We start from the raw sequence: 15,083 nt of genomic DNA on the forward strand, positions 1-15,083 counted from the left end.
CGCGTGGACGCGGGGGCGCTCCTCGACCGCTGCGACGCGGCGCTCGGGGCGCGTGGCCTCCGTGGCCACCGGTGGCCGTGGCTCCGGGACGACGACGGGGAGCCCGTCGTGGTCGACGCGTTCTGGCCGGACGACGCGCTGGCGGTGGTGCTCGTCGATCCACCGGCCTCGCCGGCGTGGGTGACGGCCGCCGAGACCGCTGCGGTGCGCGGGATCACGGTCGTCGGCCTGCCGCCGACGCTGGCCGGCGACAGCGACGAGCGGCTGCTGCGGATGGTGCTGCTGCTGGAGCCGCGGGCGTCGCGCTCGTCGCTGACCGCGGAGGGGGCGGCGTTCTGGCAACGCTCCGAGCCGACGGTCGTCGGGGTGTTCATGGGGGACCTCGATCCGCGGCTGACGGCAGATTGGGAGGACCTCGACGACGACGAGGACGACTTCGACGCCTTCGACCTCGGGGATGACGAAGACGAGGACGGGGACGGGGACGAGGACGACGACTGGGACACGCCGCGGGTCGAGCTGGGCTGGCGGACGCGGCCGCTGGCGCTGGCGGCGCTGGGGGCCGTCGCGCTGGCCAACCGGGCGTTCGCGGACGGCATGCCGGGCCGCCTCGACCCGGTCGCGTTGCAGCTGCTGGTGGCGGTCGCGGTCGCCGAGGGGGACGCGTCCGGCGGACCGGCCGACGACCTCGCCGGGCTGGCGGCGCGGCTCGGCGTCCGCTGGCCGGCGGAGCTGCGCCACGTGCAGGAGGACCTGGTCCAGGCGCGGCTGATCGTCGCCACGCCGCCGTTCGACGACGGCGACCTCGAGCCGCCGTCTCTCACCGAGGCCGGGCGTGAGGTCGTCGAGCGCTGGCTCGCCCAGGTCGCGCCGCTGTTCCGCGACTGGCCGCCGGAGCATCCGGGCGTGGATGACGCAGTCGGCTGACCGGGCGGGGGCGTCCGCGCCGGGTGAATGTGGATTCACGGGGGTGGGAGCCGTGCGGTCCGCCAGTGGTGCCCCACATGGCGGTGAATGACGATTCACCGGGGTGGGAGCCGTGCGATCCGCCGGCGGGACCCCCTTCGGCGGTGAATGTGGATTCACCGGGGTCGGAGCCGTGCGATCCGCCAGTGGTGCCCCCCCATGGGCGGTGAATGTCGATTCACCGGGGTCGGAGCCGTGCGATCCGCCAGTGAGCACGCACGCCGGAGACGCCTGCGGTCTCGCGTCCGGCCCTCAGCGGCCGACCGCGTGGTGGATCAGTTCGCCGCGAGCACGGCCAGGAGCACCGCGACCTCGGTGACGACCACCGTCGCCCCGAGCGTGTCGCCGGTGTATCCGCCGACCGCGACCTCGGCCCACAGGCCGGCCGCCGCGACCGCGACGACCGCGGCCAGGATCGCCGCGACGCCCGCACCGAACCCGCAGGCGACGAACGTGACGACGACGGCCGTCCCCGCGCCCGCCAGAACAGCGGTCGACGTCGGGGCGAACGCCGCGCCCAGCCCGTCGCGCCGGGCGGACGGCGTGCGGTAGGCGTGCGCCAGCACCGCCCAGCGGCCGAGCGCGGCGCTCGCGATGAGCGCCCCCGCCGCGTCGCGGGTCGACAGCTGCGCGAGCGTGGTGGTGGTCAGCAACAGCCAGAACCCGAGGGCGAGCGTCCCGAAGCTGCCGATGGCCGAGTCCCGCATGACCTCCAGGCGGCGCGCGCGGTCACCGCGGACGCCGAGCCCGTCGGCGCAGTCCGCGAGGCCGTCCTGGTGCAGGCCGCCGGTGAGGACCGTGGTCGCGAGGACCGCGAGGATCGCCGCGGCGAGCGCGCCCAGAGACGGCCGGGCCGCGGTCAGGACGAGTGCCCCCACACCGCCGATCGCCGCGCCGACGATCGCGTAGAAGGTCGGCGCGAGGTCGCGTCCGTGCGGACCGGTTCGAAGCGGGACGATCGTGAGGAACGTGACGGCGTGCAGCAGTCCGCCCGCCCAGCCGGGGGCGGGCTCGGGGCCGGCGATGCCGGGTCCGCCGGGCGGTGAGGACGCTGAGGGGTGCGGCCCGATGTCGGCCTGGCCGTCCTTGGCCAGCGCGTGGGGCGCGGACTCAGGGTGGGCCTGCGCGTCGGGACCGCCCTCGCGGCCGGCCGCGAGCGGCGCGGACGGTGGGGGGTGGGGACCCGGGTCGGCTCTGTCGTCCTTGCCGGGCGCGGGGTGCGCGGATCCGGGAGGGGCCTGCGCGTCGGGACCGCCCTCGCCCCCGGCCGCGAGCGGCGAGGACGCCGGCTGGGCCTTGGAGTCCGTGTCGCTGGGCCCGCCGGGTGCCCGCGGCGACGGCGCCGGCCGGGCCTCGGCGTCGGCGGCCGCCCCGCGGTCGGTGGCGACCGGCCGGGACGGACCAGGAACGCCGGGCGCCGCCGCGCGCTCGCCCGTCGGCTCCGCGCCCGTCGGCTCCGCGCCCGCCGGTCGTCCCCCGATCGCCTCCCGGGGTACCACCGGCCTGTCCGGCGACCGGTCAGGCGCGGGCTGTCCGGCGCTCGGGGGCGCCGGCGGGACCTCGGGTGCGGCGTCCCGCGTCGGCGTGGGCTGACGACGGGTGGGCGCGTCCGCGGGGTCGTCGACCGGTGCGGGGTCGTCGCCGCCCGGCCTGGTCGCGGGCTCGCCGCCGTCGCCGGCCCGCGTCCCACTCGCGGGATCGTTGCCGCCGGACCTCGTCCCAAGGCGCGGACGCGGCCGGCCGGGGATCCACGACCGCGCGCGAGCGGGTGTGTCCGCGGGCGGGACGGGTTCGTCGTCCGGCGACGGCGGGTCGGGCCGGCCGTCGTCCTCCGGCTGCGGGCCCGACCAGAGTCCACCGCCGCTCATGCGCCCGCCCCGTCGGCCGGGGTCACGCCCGCGTCGGCGAACGTCGCCATGTCGCGGTGCAGGGCGCCGGCCGCCTCGATCATCGGCAGCGCCAGCAGCCCGCCGGACGCCTCACCCAGGCGCAGCCGCAGGTTCAGCAGCGGCTCGAGGCCGAGCTCCGCCAGGACGAGGTCGTGGCCCAGCTCCGCGGACCGGTGACCCGCGACCAGGACCTCGCCCGCGAGCGGGTCAAGCCGGATGGCGGCGAGGGCGGCCGCGCCGACCGCATAGCCGTCGAGGACGACGGGCAGCCCGCGGCGGGCGGCCTCGAGGATCGCGCCGGTGAGCGCGGCGAGCTCGAGCCCGCCGACCGCGAGCAGCGCCGCCCGGGGGGAGGCCCCCGCGTCGGGGTGGCGGGCGAGGGCCGCCGTGACGACCGCCCGCTTGCGGTCCAGGCCGGCCGCGTCCATGCCGGTCCCGCGGCCGACCGTCACATCCGGCGAGGCGCCGGTGAGCGCGGTCACGAGGGCGGCGGTCGTCGCGGTGTTCCCGATGCCGATCTCGCCCAGGACGAGGCAGTCGGCGTGGCCACCGGAGGCCAGCTCGCCCGCCAGGCGCGCGCCGGCGTCGAGCGCGCGGTTCAGCTGCGCGTCGGTCAGGGCGGGCCCGTCCAGCATGTCGGCGCTGCCGCGCGCGACCTTCTCGTCCCGGACCCCGGGCGGGGTGGGTCCGGCCAGGCCCAGGTCGGCAATCAGGAGCGGGTGCCCGCCGCGCCGGGCCAGGACGCCGACCGCGGACTCCCCACGGGCCGCGGCCGCAGTCACCTGCGTGGAGACCTCGCTCGCGAACAGGCTCGTGCCGTGGGTGGTGTGGCCGTGGTCGGCCGCGCACACGAGGACGCCGGCCCGCAGCGGTGCGGGCGGCGGCGCGCCGGTGATCGAGGCCCAGCGCTCGACGACGGCCTCGAGCGCCCCCAGGGAGCCGGCGGGCTTGATCAGCTGATCGCTGCGATCGCGGGCGGCGATCGCCGCCAGCCGGTTCGGGGTCGCCGTCGCGGCCGTGCTCGCGGTCACGGGCGGGACGGGACGGCCGGGCACGTGGCGGTTCGCGGCCGGGGTCACGTCGCGATCGTCCCAGCGCTCGTGCATGACGACGTCGTCCAGGCTCATCCGCTGCGACCAGCCGGCCGACTCGAGGCCCGGGCGGACCGGGCGCTCGTCGGGCCAGCCGACGGCGAGGTACGCCATCGGGTCGACGCGGCCCGGTATGCCGAGCAGGTCCCGCAGGTCCTGCGGGCGGTAGTAGCTGACCCAGCCGACGCCGAGGCCCTCGGCCCGCGCGGCGAGCCAGAGGTTCTGGATGGCGCACGCCGCCGAGTAGACGTCGGTCTCGGGGATCGTCCCGCGGCCCAGGATCTCGGCCTCCGGGTCGCCGTGGTCGCAGCACAGGACGATGCCGAGCGGCGCCTCGACGACACCTTCGATCTTCTGGTCCAGGAAGTGCCGCGCGCGCTCGTCGAAGCGGTCGGCCTGCAGCACCCGCTCGCGCTGCGCGAGGCGGCGGACGGCGCTGCGGGTCGCGATGTCGGCCACGACGATGATCCGCCACGGCTGCATCAGGCCCACCGATGGCGCCCGGTGCGCCGCTTCGAGCACACGCTGCAGGACGTCGCCCGGGACCGGGTCGGGGCGAAACCGCCGGATGTCCCGCCGCTCGGCGATGACGCGGTGCACGATCGCGCGCTCGTCCGCGGTGTAGCGCCAGCCGTGCGGGTCGGCCGCGCGCTCGGCGGCCCGGGAGGCGTCGAAGCCCTCCGGCGTCTCCGGTCGCGGTAGGTGGTCGGTGGCCACGCACCGGAGGGTAGACGGGCCGCCCGGCCCGCGCCGCGCCGGCCCTCAGCCGGGGAGCAGCAGCGTCAGCGCGGATTCCAGGACGACGAAGCCGCGGTCGACGTACAGCGTCTGCGCCGGGTTGCCGTCGGTGACCGCCAAACCGACCTGGATGCCGCCCACGTCCCGGACCGCCGCGACGGCGTGGTCCAGGAGCAGGCTGCCCAGGCCGCGTGTCGCCGGGCCGGGGCGGCGGAAGATGTCCGTGATCCACGGTCCGGACGCGGGGCGGTCGTTCACGAACACCGCGCCGAGCGGGCTGGCGTCCGCGCCGATCGCCATCCGGGTCGCGGGATGGAGGGGCCCGGTGACGAGGCCGTCGGCGATGCGCTGCAGCTCCGCGAGCGCGCTCGCAGCGGTCTCGCCGGGACGCGCGTCCGGGTGGCCGGCGGGGTACGCGGCCAGGTTCGGCTCGCCGAGACCGGCCGGGAGCTCGCGCGGGTCGAGCGCGGCGACGGTGACGCCGGGCGGGGCGGGCGCCGGGGGACGGGGCGGGACGCGCGCGAGGTCGAGCCGCATCACGTGGGCATGCCGGCGCAGCGTGGCGCCCGCGGCCAGGAGCGCGTCCCCGAGCGGGCCGGGATGCACCGCGACCAGCCAGCCGGGGAACGTGTCGACGGCAGCGGCGGCGACCACGTGCGGCGCGGCGCCGTCGCGCGGTCGCAGCCGGTCGGCGAGCGGGAGCCCGTCGCGCGTTCCGCGCACGTACGTGGCGCAGGCCACGCCGTCGGGTCCGGCCAGCACGGTCCGCGCAGTCACGCCGGACAGCCTGGCAGCTGCGGGCGACGTCGACCCCGGGTTCCGGCCCCCGGACGAGGCCCGAGCTCCTGCTGACACCGCGTCACCCGCGGCGCTTCCGGTGACCCGTCGTTCCGGCCCCGCCACGGTGGTCGATCTCCTGATGACGCTGCGTCAGCGCGCTGTCGTCCTTCGGGCACGGGACGCCGCAGGGCGGCCGGTAACATGCCCGGCACTACCGCGTGGCGGCGTGAGGAACCCGGCGAGACTCCGGGACGGTCGCGCCACTGTGTCCCGGACGGGTTCTGCGTTCCGGGGAGTCAGGAACTCCTGCCGCCGCGACCAAGCCCTCGACGCGAACGGGACGCGAGATCCCGTGGAGGACCGTTCAGATGGACTTCACCCCGACGTGAGGCGCCTGCTCCTCGTCCGGCATGCGGCGACGCCTGCCACGCGCACGCTCACGTTCCCGGCGGACGAAGCGCTCGACGCCCGCGGGCTGACCGATGCGGCGGCGCTCGCCCGCGCGCTGCCGGCCGACCCGGGCGAGGTCCTGTGCAGCCCGGCCGGACGCTGTCGGCAGACCGTCACGGCGGCCGGGCTGGCGACGCCCGTCGTCGACGCGCGGCTCGCCGAGGGTGACTTCGGCACCTGGGCGGGCCGCACGCTCGAGGAGATCCACGCGGACGACCTCGCCGCCGCGACGGCGTGGATGACCGACCCGGACGCCGCCCCGCACGGGGGCGAGTCGCTCACGACCTTCAGCGCGCGCGTGGGCGAGTGGCTCGACGAGCAGGGGCAGCTGGACGGCCGGGCGGTGGCCGTCACGCACGGCGGGGTCATCAAGGCGGCCATCGTCCGCGCGCTCGGCGCGCCGGTCATGAGCTTCTGGCGGGTCGACGTCGCCCCGCTCTCGATCACGACGCTGCACGCTCACCAGGGCCGCTGGACGGTGGTGCGGACCAACGCGCTCACGGCGACCAAGCGCGTCGGCGCCCCGGCCGCTGCCGCCCAGGCCCCCGGTCTCGCGCTCGGGTCTGCCGGTGTCCGGCCGGCCGACCAGGGGGTCGACCGATGACCGGCGCAGGACTCGCGGGCGGGTACGTCGCCGACCTCCTCCTCGGCGACCCCGCGCGCCGGCACCCGGTTGCGGGCTTCGGGCAGGCGGCGTTGCGCGCGGAGGCCGCGCTGTACGCGCCGTCCCGGCCGCGAGGCGTCGTCTACGCCGGCGTCCTCGTCGGCGGCGCCGCCGCAGCCGGCGCCCTCGCGGGACGGACCGGCGCGGCACTCGGCGGCGCGCTGGGTGGGGACGCCGGGCGCCGCCGCGGGGCGACCGCGGTCCTGGCCGCCGTCACCTGGGGCGCACTCGGCGGGCGCTCGCTCACGCGGGTCGCGGGGCGGCTGGCGGACGACCTCGAGCGCAGCGACCTGGCTGCGGCCCGCACGACGCTGCCGTCGCTCTGCGGGCGCGACCCCGAGGCGCTCGACGCGGACGGCCTGGCGCGCGCGGCCCTCGAGTCGGTCGCCGAGAACACCAGCGACGCGGTCGTCGGCGCGCTCTTCTGGGGGGCCGTCGCCGGCCCGGGAGGGGTGGCGGCGTACCGCGCGGCCAACACGCTCGACGCGATGGTCGGCCACCGCAGCGACCGCTACCGCGAGTTCGGCTGGGCCGCGGCCAAGCTGGACGACGCGCTGAACTGGCCACCGGCCCGCCTCGCCGCGGGCCTCACCGCTGTCTGTGCGCCCGTGGTTGGCGGGGCGCCCGACACGACGCTGGAGACCGTCCTGCGCGACGGCGCCAAGCACCCGTCCCCCAACGCGGGCCGGGTCGAGTCCGCGTTCGCGGGGGCACTCGGCGTCCGGCTCGGCGGTCCGCTGGCCTACGCGGGCCGCGACGAGATCCGCCCGACGATGGGGGACGGTCGCGCGCCGACGGCTACCGACGTGCACCGCGCGACCCGCCTGAGCCTCGCGGTCGGCGCCGCGGCGACCATCGCGTGCGCGGCCGCCCGCACGCTCATCGTCCGCCTCCGGACGCCGAAACCCGTTGTTCGTCACCCAGTCCGATGGAGAACGGGTCTCGGCGCGAAACGGGGCGGAACATGAAGGGGGCCGTGCTCGTCGCCGGGACCCACAGCGACGCCGGCAAGTCGCTCGTGACCGCCGGCCTATGCCGCTGGCTGAAGCGCCGGGGCGTCAGCGTCGCGCCGTTCAAGGCGCAGAACATGGCGCTGAACTCGGTCGTCGCCCGCGGCGGCTTCGAGATCGGGCGCGCGCAGGCGATGCAGGCCGCGGCCGCGGGGATCGCGCCCGAGGTCGCCATGAACCCGATCCTTATCAAGCCGTCCGGCGACCGTCACTCGCAGGTCATCGTCATGGGCAAGCCCTACGCGGACGTCGGGGCGACGACCTACCAGGGGCTGAAGGACGAGCTGCGGCCGATCGTCGCCGACGCCCTGAATGACCTCCGCACCCGCTACGACGTCGTCGTCTGCGAGGGCGCCGGCTCGCCTGCGGAGATCAACCTCCGCGCCGCGGACCTCACGAACATGGGCCTCGCCCGCGCCGCCGACCTGCCCGTGATTCTTGTCGGCGACATCGACCGCGGCGGCGTGTTCGCCTCGCTGCTCGGGACCGTCGCCGCGCTCGAGCCCGCCGACCAGCGCCACATCGCGGGCTTTGTCATCAACAAGTTCCGCGGGGACGCGTCGATCCTCGCGCCGGGCCTGGAGCAGATCAGCGCGCTCACCGGCCGCCCGATGTTCGGCGTGCTGCCGTTCGCGGAGAACCTGACGATCGACGCCGAGGACTCGCTCGCGATCGCGGCACCCCGCCAGGATGTCGACGGCGGCACCGGGACCCTGGACGTGGCGGTGGTGCGGCTCAGGTGGATGTCGAACTTCACCGACCTCGACGCCCTCGCCCGTGAGCCCGGCGTCCGCGTCCGCTTCACCCGCAGCCCCGTCGACATCGAGCGCGCGGACCTCGTCGTCGTCCCCGGCACCAAGGCCACCGTGCAGGACCTGCAGCGCCTGCGGGACGACGGCCTGGACCTCGCCCTGCAGCAGCGGGCGGCCACGGGCGACCCGATCCTCGGCGTCTGCGGCGGCTACCAGCTGCTCGGCGAGCACATCTCCGACGACGTGGAGTCCAGAGCCGGAGCGGTCGCGGGCCTGGGCATCCTCCCGATCACCACGCCGTTCGAGCGCGACAAGGTCCTCGCCAACGTGCACGGTCACAGCGCGTTCCTGCAGAGCGCCGTCGGCGGCTACGAGATCCGCCACGGCCGCCCGCGGCCCACCGACCCGGCAAGCGCGGCGCAGCCCCTGATCGTCCGCAACGACGGCGAGCCCGAGGGCTGCGTCGCCGGCGCGACCATCGGCACGAGCTGGCACGGCCTGCTCGAGCACGACGAAGCGCGCCGCGCGCTCCTGCGCTGGACGGCAGCGCAGCGCGGCCTGCCCTTCGTCCCTGCGACCATCGACTTCCACGCCGAGCGCGAGCGTCAGCTCGACCGCCTCGGCGATCTCATCGAGGACCACCTCGACACCGCCGCGCTGCTCGAGCTGATCGAGCGCGGCGTCCCGACGGACCTTCCCGACCTGCTGCTGGAGCGTGCTGCCACGTGCTGAGATTCATCACGACCGCCGACACCGAGATCCTCGCCACCGCCGCCGCGGTGCGCCGCCTGCCGGACGACTTCCCGGCCGTCCGCTGCGCGAACCCGAAGGGCACGCGTGACATCGATCCGTTCCTGGACCACGTCCTGGAGGACGCGCGCGTTGTCGTCATCCGCGTCCTCGGCGGCCGCCGTGGCTGGCAGGGTGGGGTCGACCGCCTGGCCGAGCGCTGCCGCGAGCAGCGCATCGTCCTGATCGCGCTCGGCGGCGAGTCGGCCCCGGACGCCGAGATGACCGCGCTGTCGACGGCACCGTCGGGCGCCGTCGCCCAGGTCGGCGAGTACCTGTCCAGCGGCGACGTCGACAACATCGAGCAGCTGCTGCGCTTCCTGGCCGACACCTTCCTGCTGGAGGGCTACGGCTTCGAGGAGCCCAAGCCCGTCGAGAAGCTCGGCATCTACCTGCCCGGCCGCGGGGACGTCACGATCGAGGAGGCGCTCGAGGGCCGGGACCCGCAGCGGCCCGTCGTCGGCATCACCTTCTACCGCTCGCACCGCCTGACCGGGAACACCGACTTCATCGACGGCCTCTGCGCGGCGATCGAGCGCAAGGGCGGGCACCCCGTCCCGGTCTGGGCCTACACGATGAAGCGCGACCACGCGGGCGGCGCCGTCCCGGCCCTGGATCTCCTGCGCGGCCACGTCGACGTCCTCATCACGACGATGCTCGCGACCGGCGGCGCCAACGCGGGTGACGCAGCGGGGGACATCGCCGCGGCGGACGGCGGCCACGAGGAGCAGATGGCGTGGGACTCGAGCGCGCTGGAATCGCTGAAGGTCCCCGTGATCCAGGCGCTGTGCGTGACGATGTCCCGCGAGCGCTGGGGCGAGGGTGGCGAGGGGCTGCTGCCGATCGACGCCGCCACGCAGGTCGCGATCCCTGAGTTCGACGGCCGCATCATCGGCGGGCCCATCTGCTTCAAGGAGATGGACGCGACCGACTCGCCGGTCGGCACCGCGGTCCCGCGCTACGTCCCGGACGCCGAGCGTTGCGACCGGCTCGCCGGGCTCGTCATCCGGCACGCCAAGCTGCGGCCCGGCGCCTGGAACGACGACGGTGCCGCGCGGCGGAAGATCGCCGTCGTCCTGACCGCGTTCCCGACCAAGCACGCACGCATCGGCATGGCGGTCGGGCTCGACACGCCGGCGTCTGCGATCGGGCTGCTGCACCAGCTGAAGGCGGACGGCATCGACGTGCAGGACATCCCTGCCGACGGCGACGCGCTGATGCACGAGCTGATCGCCGCGGGTGGGCACGACCCCGAGTTCCTCACCGATCAGCTGCTGCAGGACGCCAAGCTGCGCATCTCGGTCGCCGACTACCTGTCCTGGTACGAGTCGCTCCCCGCCGAGCTGACCGACGACATGGTCGACAAGTGGGGCGAGGCTCCGGGTGACCGCTACCTGGACCAGTCCGACACCGCATCCGACGGCGGCGGGGACCTCGTGGTCGCCGGCGTCGAGTACGGCGACGTCGTCGTCCTCATCCAGCCGCCGCGCGGCTACGGCGACGACCAGGTCGGCATCTACCACGACCCCGAGCTCGCGCCCGCGCACCACTACATGGCGGCCTACCGCTGGCTGAACGCGCACTGGAAGGCGGACGCGATCGTCCACCTCGGCAAGCACGGGACGCTCGAGTGGCTGCCCGGCAAGATGCTCGCGCTCGGCGAGTCGTGCGCCCCCGACGCCGCGCTCGCGGACATGCCGCTGGTCTACCCGTTCGTCGTCAACGACCCCGGCGAGGGCGCGCAGGCCAAGCGTCGCGCGCACGCCGTCGTGATCGACCACCTCGTCCCGCCGATGATGCGCGCGGAGTCCTACGACGAGCTCGCCGACCTCGAGGCGCTGATGGACGAGTACGCGCGCCTGGAGGTGCTGGACCCGTCCAAGCTGCCCGGCCTCGGGGCGGAGATCTGGAAGGCCATCCAGGCCGCGAACCTGCACGAGGACCTGGGCCTCAACGCCGAGCACGAGCCGGACGACGCGGGCACGCTGGTCGAGCATCTCGACGGCTACCTCTGCGAGGTGAAGGACGTCCAGATCAAGGACGGGCTGCACGTGCTGGGCGTCGTCCCGGAGGGTCCGCACCTGCGCGGCCTGGTCGCGGCGATCGGCCGGCACGGCAGCGGTGACGTCCCGGGCCTGCGGCGCGCGGTGGCGGACGCGTTCGGGCTGCACGAGGAGACGCTGGTCGCGGACCCGGGCGTGAAGGTGGACGAGGCGCGATCGCGCGCGCTCATCGACCGCTTCCCCGGTACCGCGTACCGCGGCAGCGACCTGCTCGACCGCCTGGAGGAGGCGCAGCACGCGCTGCTGACGTCGCTCTCGGAGCACGACTGGGACGTGGCGCGCTGCGAGGAGCTGACGCGATCGGTGCTCGGCCGTGAGCACGCCGGCGTGACCTCCGCCCTGCGGTTCGCCGCCGGCCAGATCGTGCCGAAGCTGCTGCAGACGACGGACGAGATGACCAACACCCTGGGCGCGCTGCGCGGGCAGCACGTCCCGGCCGGCCCGTCCGGCGCGCCGACCCGGGGGCGCTTCGACGTCCTGCCGACCGGGCGCAACTTCTACTCGGTCGACCCGCGCGCGCTGCCGTCCGAGCTGTCGTTCGCGACCGGCGTCAAGCTCGCCGACGCCGTCATCGAGCGCTACGTCGCCGACAAGGGCGAGCTGCCGGAGATGGTCGGCCTGGTCGCCTGGGGCACCGCTGCCATGCGGACCCAGGGGGACGACGCCGCGGAGGTGCTCGCGCTGCTCGGCGTGCGGCCGACGTGGCATCCGTCGTCCCGCCGGGTCGTCGGGCTTGAGGTCATCCCGCTCGAGGAGCTGGGCCGGCCGCGCGTCGACGTGACGCTGCGGATCTCCGGCTTCTTCCGCGACGCGTTCCCGCACCTGCTCGGGCTGCTGGACGACGCGGTGACGATGGTCGCGGGGCTGGACGAGCCCGACGAGCAGAACTTCGTCGCCAAGCACGCGCGAGCGGAGGCGGCGTCGCTGGCGTCGTCCCTCGACAAGTCCGCCGCCTGGCGCCGGGCGACCACGCGCATCTTCGGCTCCAAGCCGGGCACGTACGGCGCCGGCCTGATCCAGCTGCTGGAGACGCGCGACTGGCGCGACGACAAGGACCTCGCCGCGGTCTACGAGGCGTGGGGCGGGTTCGCATACGGCCGCGGCCTGGGTGGCGTGGCGGCGGGGGACGCGATGCGCTCCTGCTTCGAGCAGATCGACGTCGCGGTGAAGAACGTCGACTCGCGCGAGCACGACCACCTCGACAGCGACGACTACTACCAGTACCACGGCGGCATGATCGCCACGATCCGGGCGCTGTCGGGGTCCGAGCCGGAGGCGTACCTGGGCGACTCGTCCGACCCCGCCAAGGTCAAGGTCCGCACGCTCGCGGAAGAGACGCGGCGCATCTTCCGCGCCCGCGTCGCGAACCCGCGCTGGATCGGCTCGATGGTCCGCCACGGGTTCAAGGGCGCGGCCGAGCTGGCAGCGACCGTCGACTACCTGTTCGGCTACGACGCGACGACCGACGTGGCCAGCGACTGGATGTACGAGCAGGTCGCCGACAAGTACCTCCTGGACGAGGAGGTCGCCGCGTTCATGGACCAGGCCAACCCGTGGGCGGCGCGGTCGATCGCCGAGAAGCTGCTGGAGGCGGCGGATCGCGGGCTCTGGGCCGAGCCGCCCGCCGAGACGATCGACGCGATCAAGGCGCGGTACCTGTCGCTGGAAGACGCCCTGGAGGGCGCGACTGCATGAGCGCGTCGGTCCCCTATCCGCTGAGCGCCATCGTCGGTCAAGCAGATTTGATCGAGGCCCTGCTGGTCTGCGCCGTCAACCCCGTGGTGGGCGGCGTGCTGGTGCGCGGGGAGCGGGGGACGGCGAAGTCGACGGCGGTGCGCGCGCTCGCGCCGATGCTGGGGGACGGCGCGCCGCTGGTCGACCTGCCGCTGGGCGCGACGCTCGACCGGCTGGTCGGGACGCTCGACCTGCGTGCCGCGCTCGACGGCGAGCACCGGGTGGAGCCGGGTCTGCTGTCGCGGGCCGACGGCGGCGTCCTGTACGTCGACGAGGTCAACCTGCTGCCCGACCACCTGGTCGACGCGCTGCTGGACGCGGCGGCCTCCGGGTCGGTGACGGTCGAGCGGGACGGGGTCTCCGTCGTGCAGGACGCGCGCTTCCTGCTCGTGGGGACGATGAACCCGGAGGAGGGCGAGCTGCGGCCGCAGCTGCTGGACCGGTTCGGGCTGGGCGTGCAGATCGCCGGTCCGCGCGACGCGGCGGTGCGCGCGCAGATCGTCCGGCGGCGGATGGAGTTCGACGCAGGCCCGGCCGCGTTCGCCGCGACGTGGGCGGACGCCGAGCGCACGCTGGCCGTCCGGATCGCGGCGGCACGCGCGGTGGTGGGGCGGGTCCGCATCAGCGAGCGCGAGCTCCTGCGCATCACCCGCGTCTGCGTCGAGCTGGACCTGGACGGGGTTCGCGGCGACCTCGTCTGCGCGCAGGCGGCACGCGCCCTGGCGGCGCTGGACGGCGTGGAGGACGTCGACGCATCCCACGTCGAGCGCGCCGCGCACCTGGCGCTGCGCCACCGTATGCGGCGGGACCCACTGGCGCCGCCGCCGTCGGGCGGTGGCAACGACCCGGCGATCGACGACGCGCTGGAGTCGGCGAACGATGCGGACGACGGTGACGCGGACGACAGCGACGCCCCGGACGCGAGTGGCTCCCCCGACGCGGGCGCGGACGGAAGCCCGGACGCGGATGGGAGCACGAACGCGGACGGCGACCCGGAGACGGACGGCGGCCCGGACACCCCCGCCGACGGTCTGACGACCAATTCTGGTCGTCAGGACGACCAAAACCGGTCGTCAGACGGTGTGGGGGGTGCGCCGCCGCCGTCGTGGGCGCCGGACCCCGACCTCGTCCCGCCCCCGCGTGCCGCACCGCCGCCCTCGGCCGATGGCGACGACCAGCGCCGTCCGCCGCGCCGGCCGACCGTTCCCGCCGCGATGGCCGCGCGCCTGCCGGAGGACGCCCTCGGCCTGACCCGTGGCCGGACGCCGCGCGCCGCCGCGGCCGCTGCCGGCCGCCGCGCACACGACCCCGCCACGCCGTTGCCGAGCGGCCGCGCGCCGGGCGGGAACCTCGCGCACCTCGACAGCCGGCCCGCACGGGACGGCGATCCGATAGCCGTCCTTCCGACGATCCTCGCTGCCCTCCGCGCGGGAGCCGCGTCCCGTTCTCCGCGTCCCGGTGCGGACGAAGGGACGCCGCTGGGCGCTCCGGTCGCCGGGATCCGGCCGTACACCGCCATCGTCGGCGGTGGGCGCGGCGCGCTGCTGTGCCTCGTCGTCGACACCAGCGGCTCGATGGCCGCGCAGCGTCGCCTGGCCCGTGTGAAGGGCGCGCTGGAAGCGGCGCTGCGCCGTGCGTATGCGCGCCGCGACCTCGTCGCCGTGGTCGGCTTCGGCGGCGACGGCGCCCGGACGCACGTCGCGCCCGGGGCACCGCTCGAGCAGGCCGCCGCCGCGTGCCGGGCCCTGCCGGCCGGCGGTCGCACGCCCCTGGCCGCCGGCATCGACCACGCGGCGCAGCTGCTCGAAGCGCTCGCGCGCGACCCCCGGCCGAACCTGGCCGGCCGCGCGCGCGTCGCCGTCCTGCTCACCGACGGTCGCGCGCCCGACCCGGACGGCCACGCCCGTCGCGCCCTCGCCCGGCTCGCGAACGCCGCCGACCGCACCGTCGTCGCCGACCTCGAGGACGGCCCCGTCAGACTGGGACTCGCCGCGGAGCTGGCCCGCGCCGTCGGCGCCGACCTCACCCGCCTCATCACGAACGACCCGCCACGAAGGAACGCCGCGTAATGAGCGACCACACGAAGACCGAACGCCCCGCCGGGTACGTGGCCAAGTGCTCCTTGCGCGGCGCCGCCCCGGACCCCGAGGACGCGCC

The 15,083-nt window shown here is 75.8% G+C and carries 9 protein-coding genes and 1 riboswitch; of the genes, 6 read left to right on the forward strand and 3 right to left on the reverse strand.

Annotation, left to right across the window (positions count from 1 at the left end):
• Positions 1 to 3: 3 nt before the first annotated feature.
• Complete coding sequence (locus tag DSM112329_RS03105) at positions 4 to 927, forward strand: hypothetical protein (RefSeq protein ID WP_354700348.1); 924 nt, start codon at positions 4 to 6, stop codon at positions 925 to 927.
• Between the two features lie 314 nt (positions 928 to 1,241).
• Here the strand turns inward: DSM112329_RS03105 and cobS are convergent, their stop codons facing one another.
• From cobS to DSM112329_RS03120, 3 genes are all read right to left on the reverse strand, one after another.
• On the reverse strand, positions 1,242 to 2,465 hold the full coding sequence (cobS, locus tag DSM112329_RS03110; protein WP_354700349.1) for an adenosylcobinamide-GDP ribazoletransferase: 1,224 nt from the start codon (positions 2,463 to 2,465) through the stop codon (positions 1,242 to 1,244).
• Between the two features lie 365 nt (positions 2,466 to 2,830).
• Complete coding sequence (gene cobT, locus DSM112329_RS03115) at positions 2,831 to 4,663, reverse strand: nicotinate-nucleotide--dimethylbenzimidazole phosphoribosyltransferase (protein ID WP_354700350.1); 1,833 nt, start codon at positions 4,661 to 4,663, stop codon at positions 2,831 to 2,833.
• A gap of 45 nt (positions 4,664 to 4,708) precedes the next feature.
• Positions 4,709 to 5,461, reverse strand: coding sequence for a GNAT family N-acetyltransferase (locus DSM112329_RS03120; protein ID WP_354700351.1), 753 nt, complete (start codon positions 5,459 to 5,461; stop codon positions 4,709 to 4,711).
• A gap of 231 nt (positions 5,462 to 5,692) precedes the next feature.
• A riboswitch (cobalamin riboswitch) is annotated at positions 5,693 to 5,770 on the forward strand.
• 79 nt (positions 5,771 to 5,849) lie between these two features.
• Here DSM112329_RS03120 and DSM112329_RS03125 point away from each other — a divergent pair.
• From DSM112329_RS03125 to DSM112329_RS03145, 5 genes are read left to right on the forward strand one after another with little or no spacing between them, the layout of a single operon-like run.
• Positions 5,850 to 6,518, forward strand: a complete 669-nt coding sequence (locus tag DSM112329_RS03125) for a histidine phosphatase family protein (RefSeq protein WP_354700352.1) — start codon at positions 5,850 to 5,852, stop codon at positions 6,516 to 6,518.
• Positions 6,515 to 7,546: a cobalamin biosynthesis protein gene (locus DSM112329_RS03130; protein ID WP_354700353.1), complete on the forward strand. Its 1,032-nt coding sequence runs from the start codon at positions 6,515 to 6,517 to the stop codon at positions 7,544 to 7,546. Before DSM112329_RS03125 ends, DSM112329_RS03130 begins: the two co-directional genes overlap by 4 nt.
• Positions 7,543 to 9,072, forward strand: a complete 1,530-nt coding sequence (locus DSM112329_RS03135; protein ID WP_354700354.1) for a cobyric acid synthase — start codon at positions 7,543 to 7,545, stop codon at positions 9,070 to 9,072. The genes DSM112329_RS03130 and DSM112329_RS03135 overlap by 4 nt, the downstream gene beginning before the upstream one ends.
• Positions 9,066 to 12,887: a cobaltochelatase subunit CobN gene (cobN, locus tag DSM112329_RS03140; RefSeq protein ID WP_354700355.1), complete on the forward strand. Its 3,822-nt coding sequence runs from the start codon at positions 9,066 to 9,068 to the stop codon at positions 12,885 to 12,887. Before DSM112329_RS03135 ends, cobN begins: the two co-directional genes overlap by 7 nt.
• Positions 12,884 to 14,995 (forward strand): VWA domain-containing protein, encoded by a 2,112-nt coding sequence (locus DSM112329_RS03145; RefSeq protein WP_354700356.1) that lies wholly within the window; start codon positions 12,884 to 12,886, stop codon positions 14,993 to 14,995. The genes cobN and DSM112329_RS03145 overlap by 4 nt, the downstream gene beginning before the upstream one ends.
• Positions 14,996 to 15,083: the final 88 nt, after the last annotated feature.

The sequence above is a fragment of the Paraconexibacter sp. AEG42_29 genome, assembly GCF_040581415.1.
GTDB lineage: Bacteria > Actinomycetota > Thermoleophilia > Solirubrobacterales > Solirubrobacteraceae > Paraconexibacter.

Coding starts and splice junctions, on each gene's coding strand:
- DSM112329_RS03130 (WP_354700353.1), top strand. CDS start 6,515: ATGACCGGCGCAGGACTCGCGGGCGGGTACGTCGCCGACCTCCTCCTC.
- DSM112329_RS03135 (WP_354700354.1), top strand. CDS start 7,543: ATGAAGGGGGCCGTGCTCGTCGCCGGGACCCACAGCGACGCCGGCAAG.
- DSM112329_RS03145 (WP_354700356.1), top strand. CDS start 12,884: ATGAGCGCGTCGGTCCCCTATCCGCTGAGCGCCATCGTCGGTCAAGCA.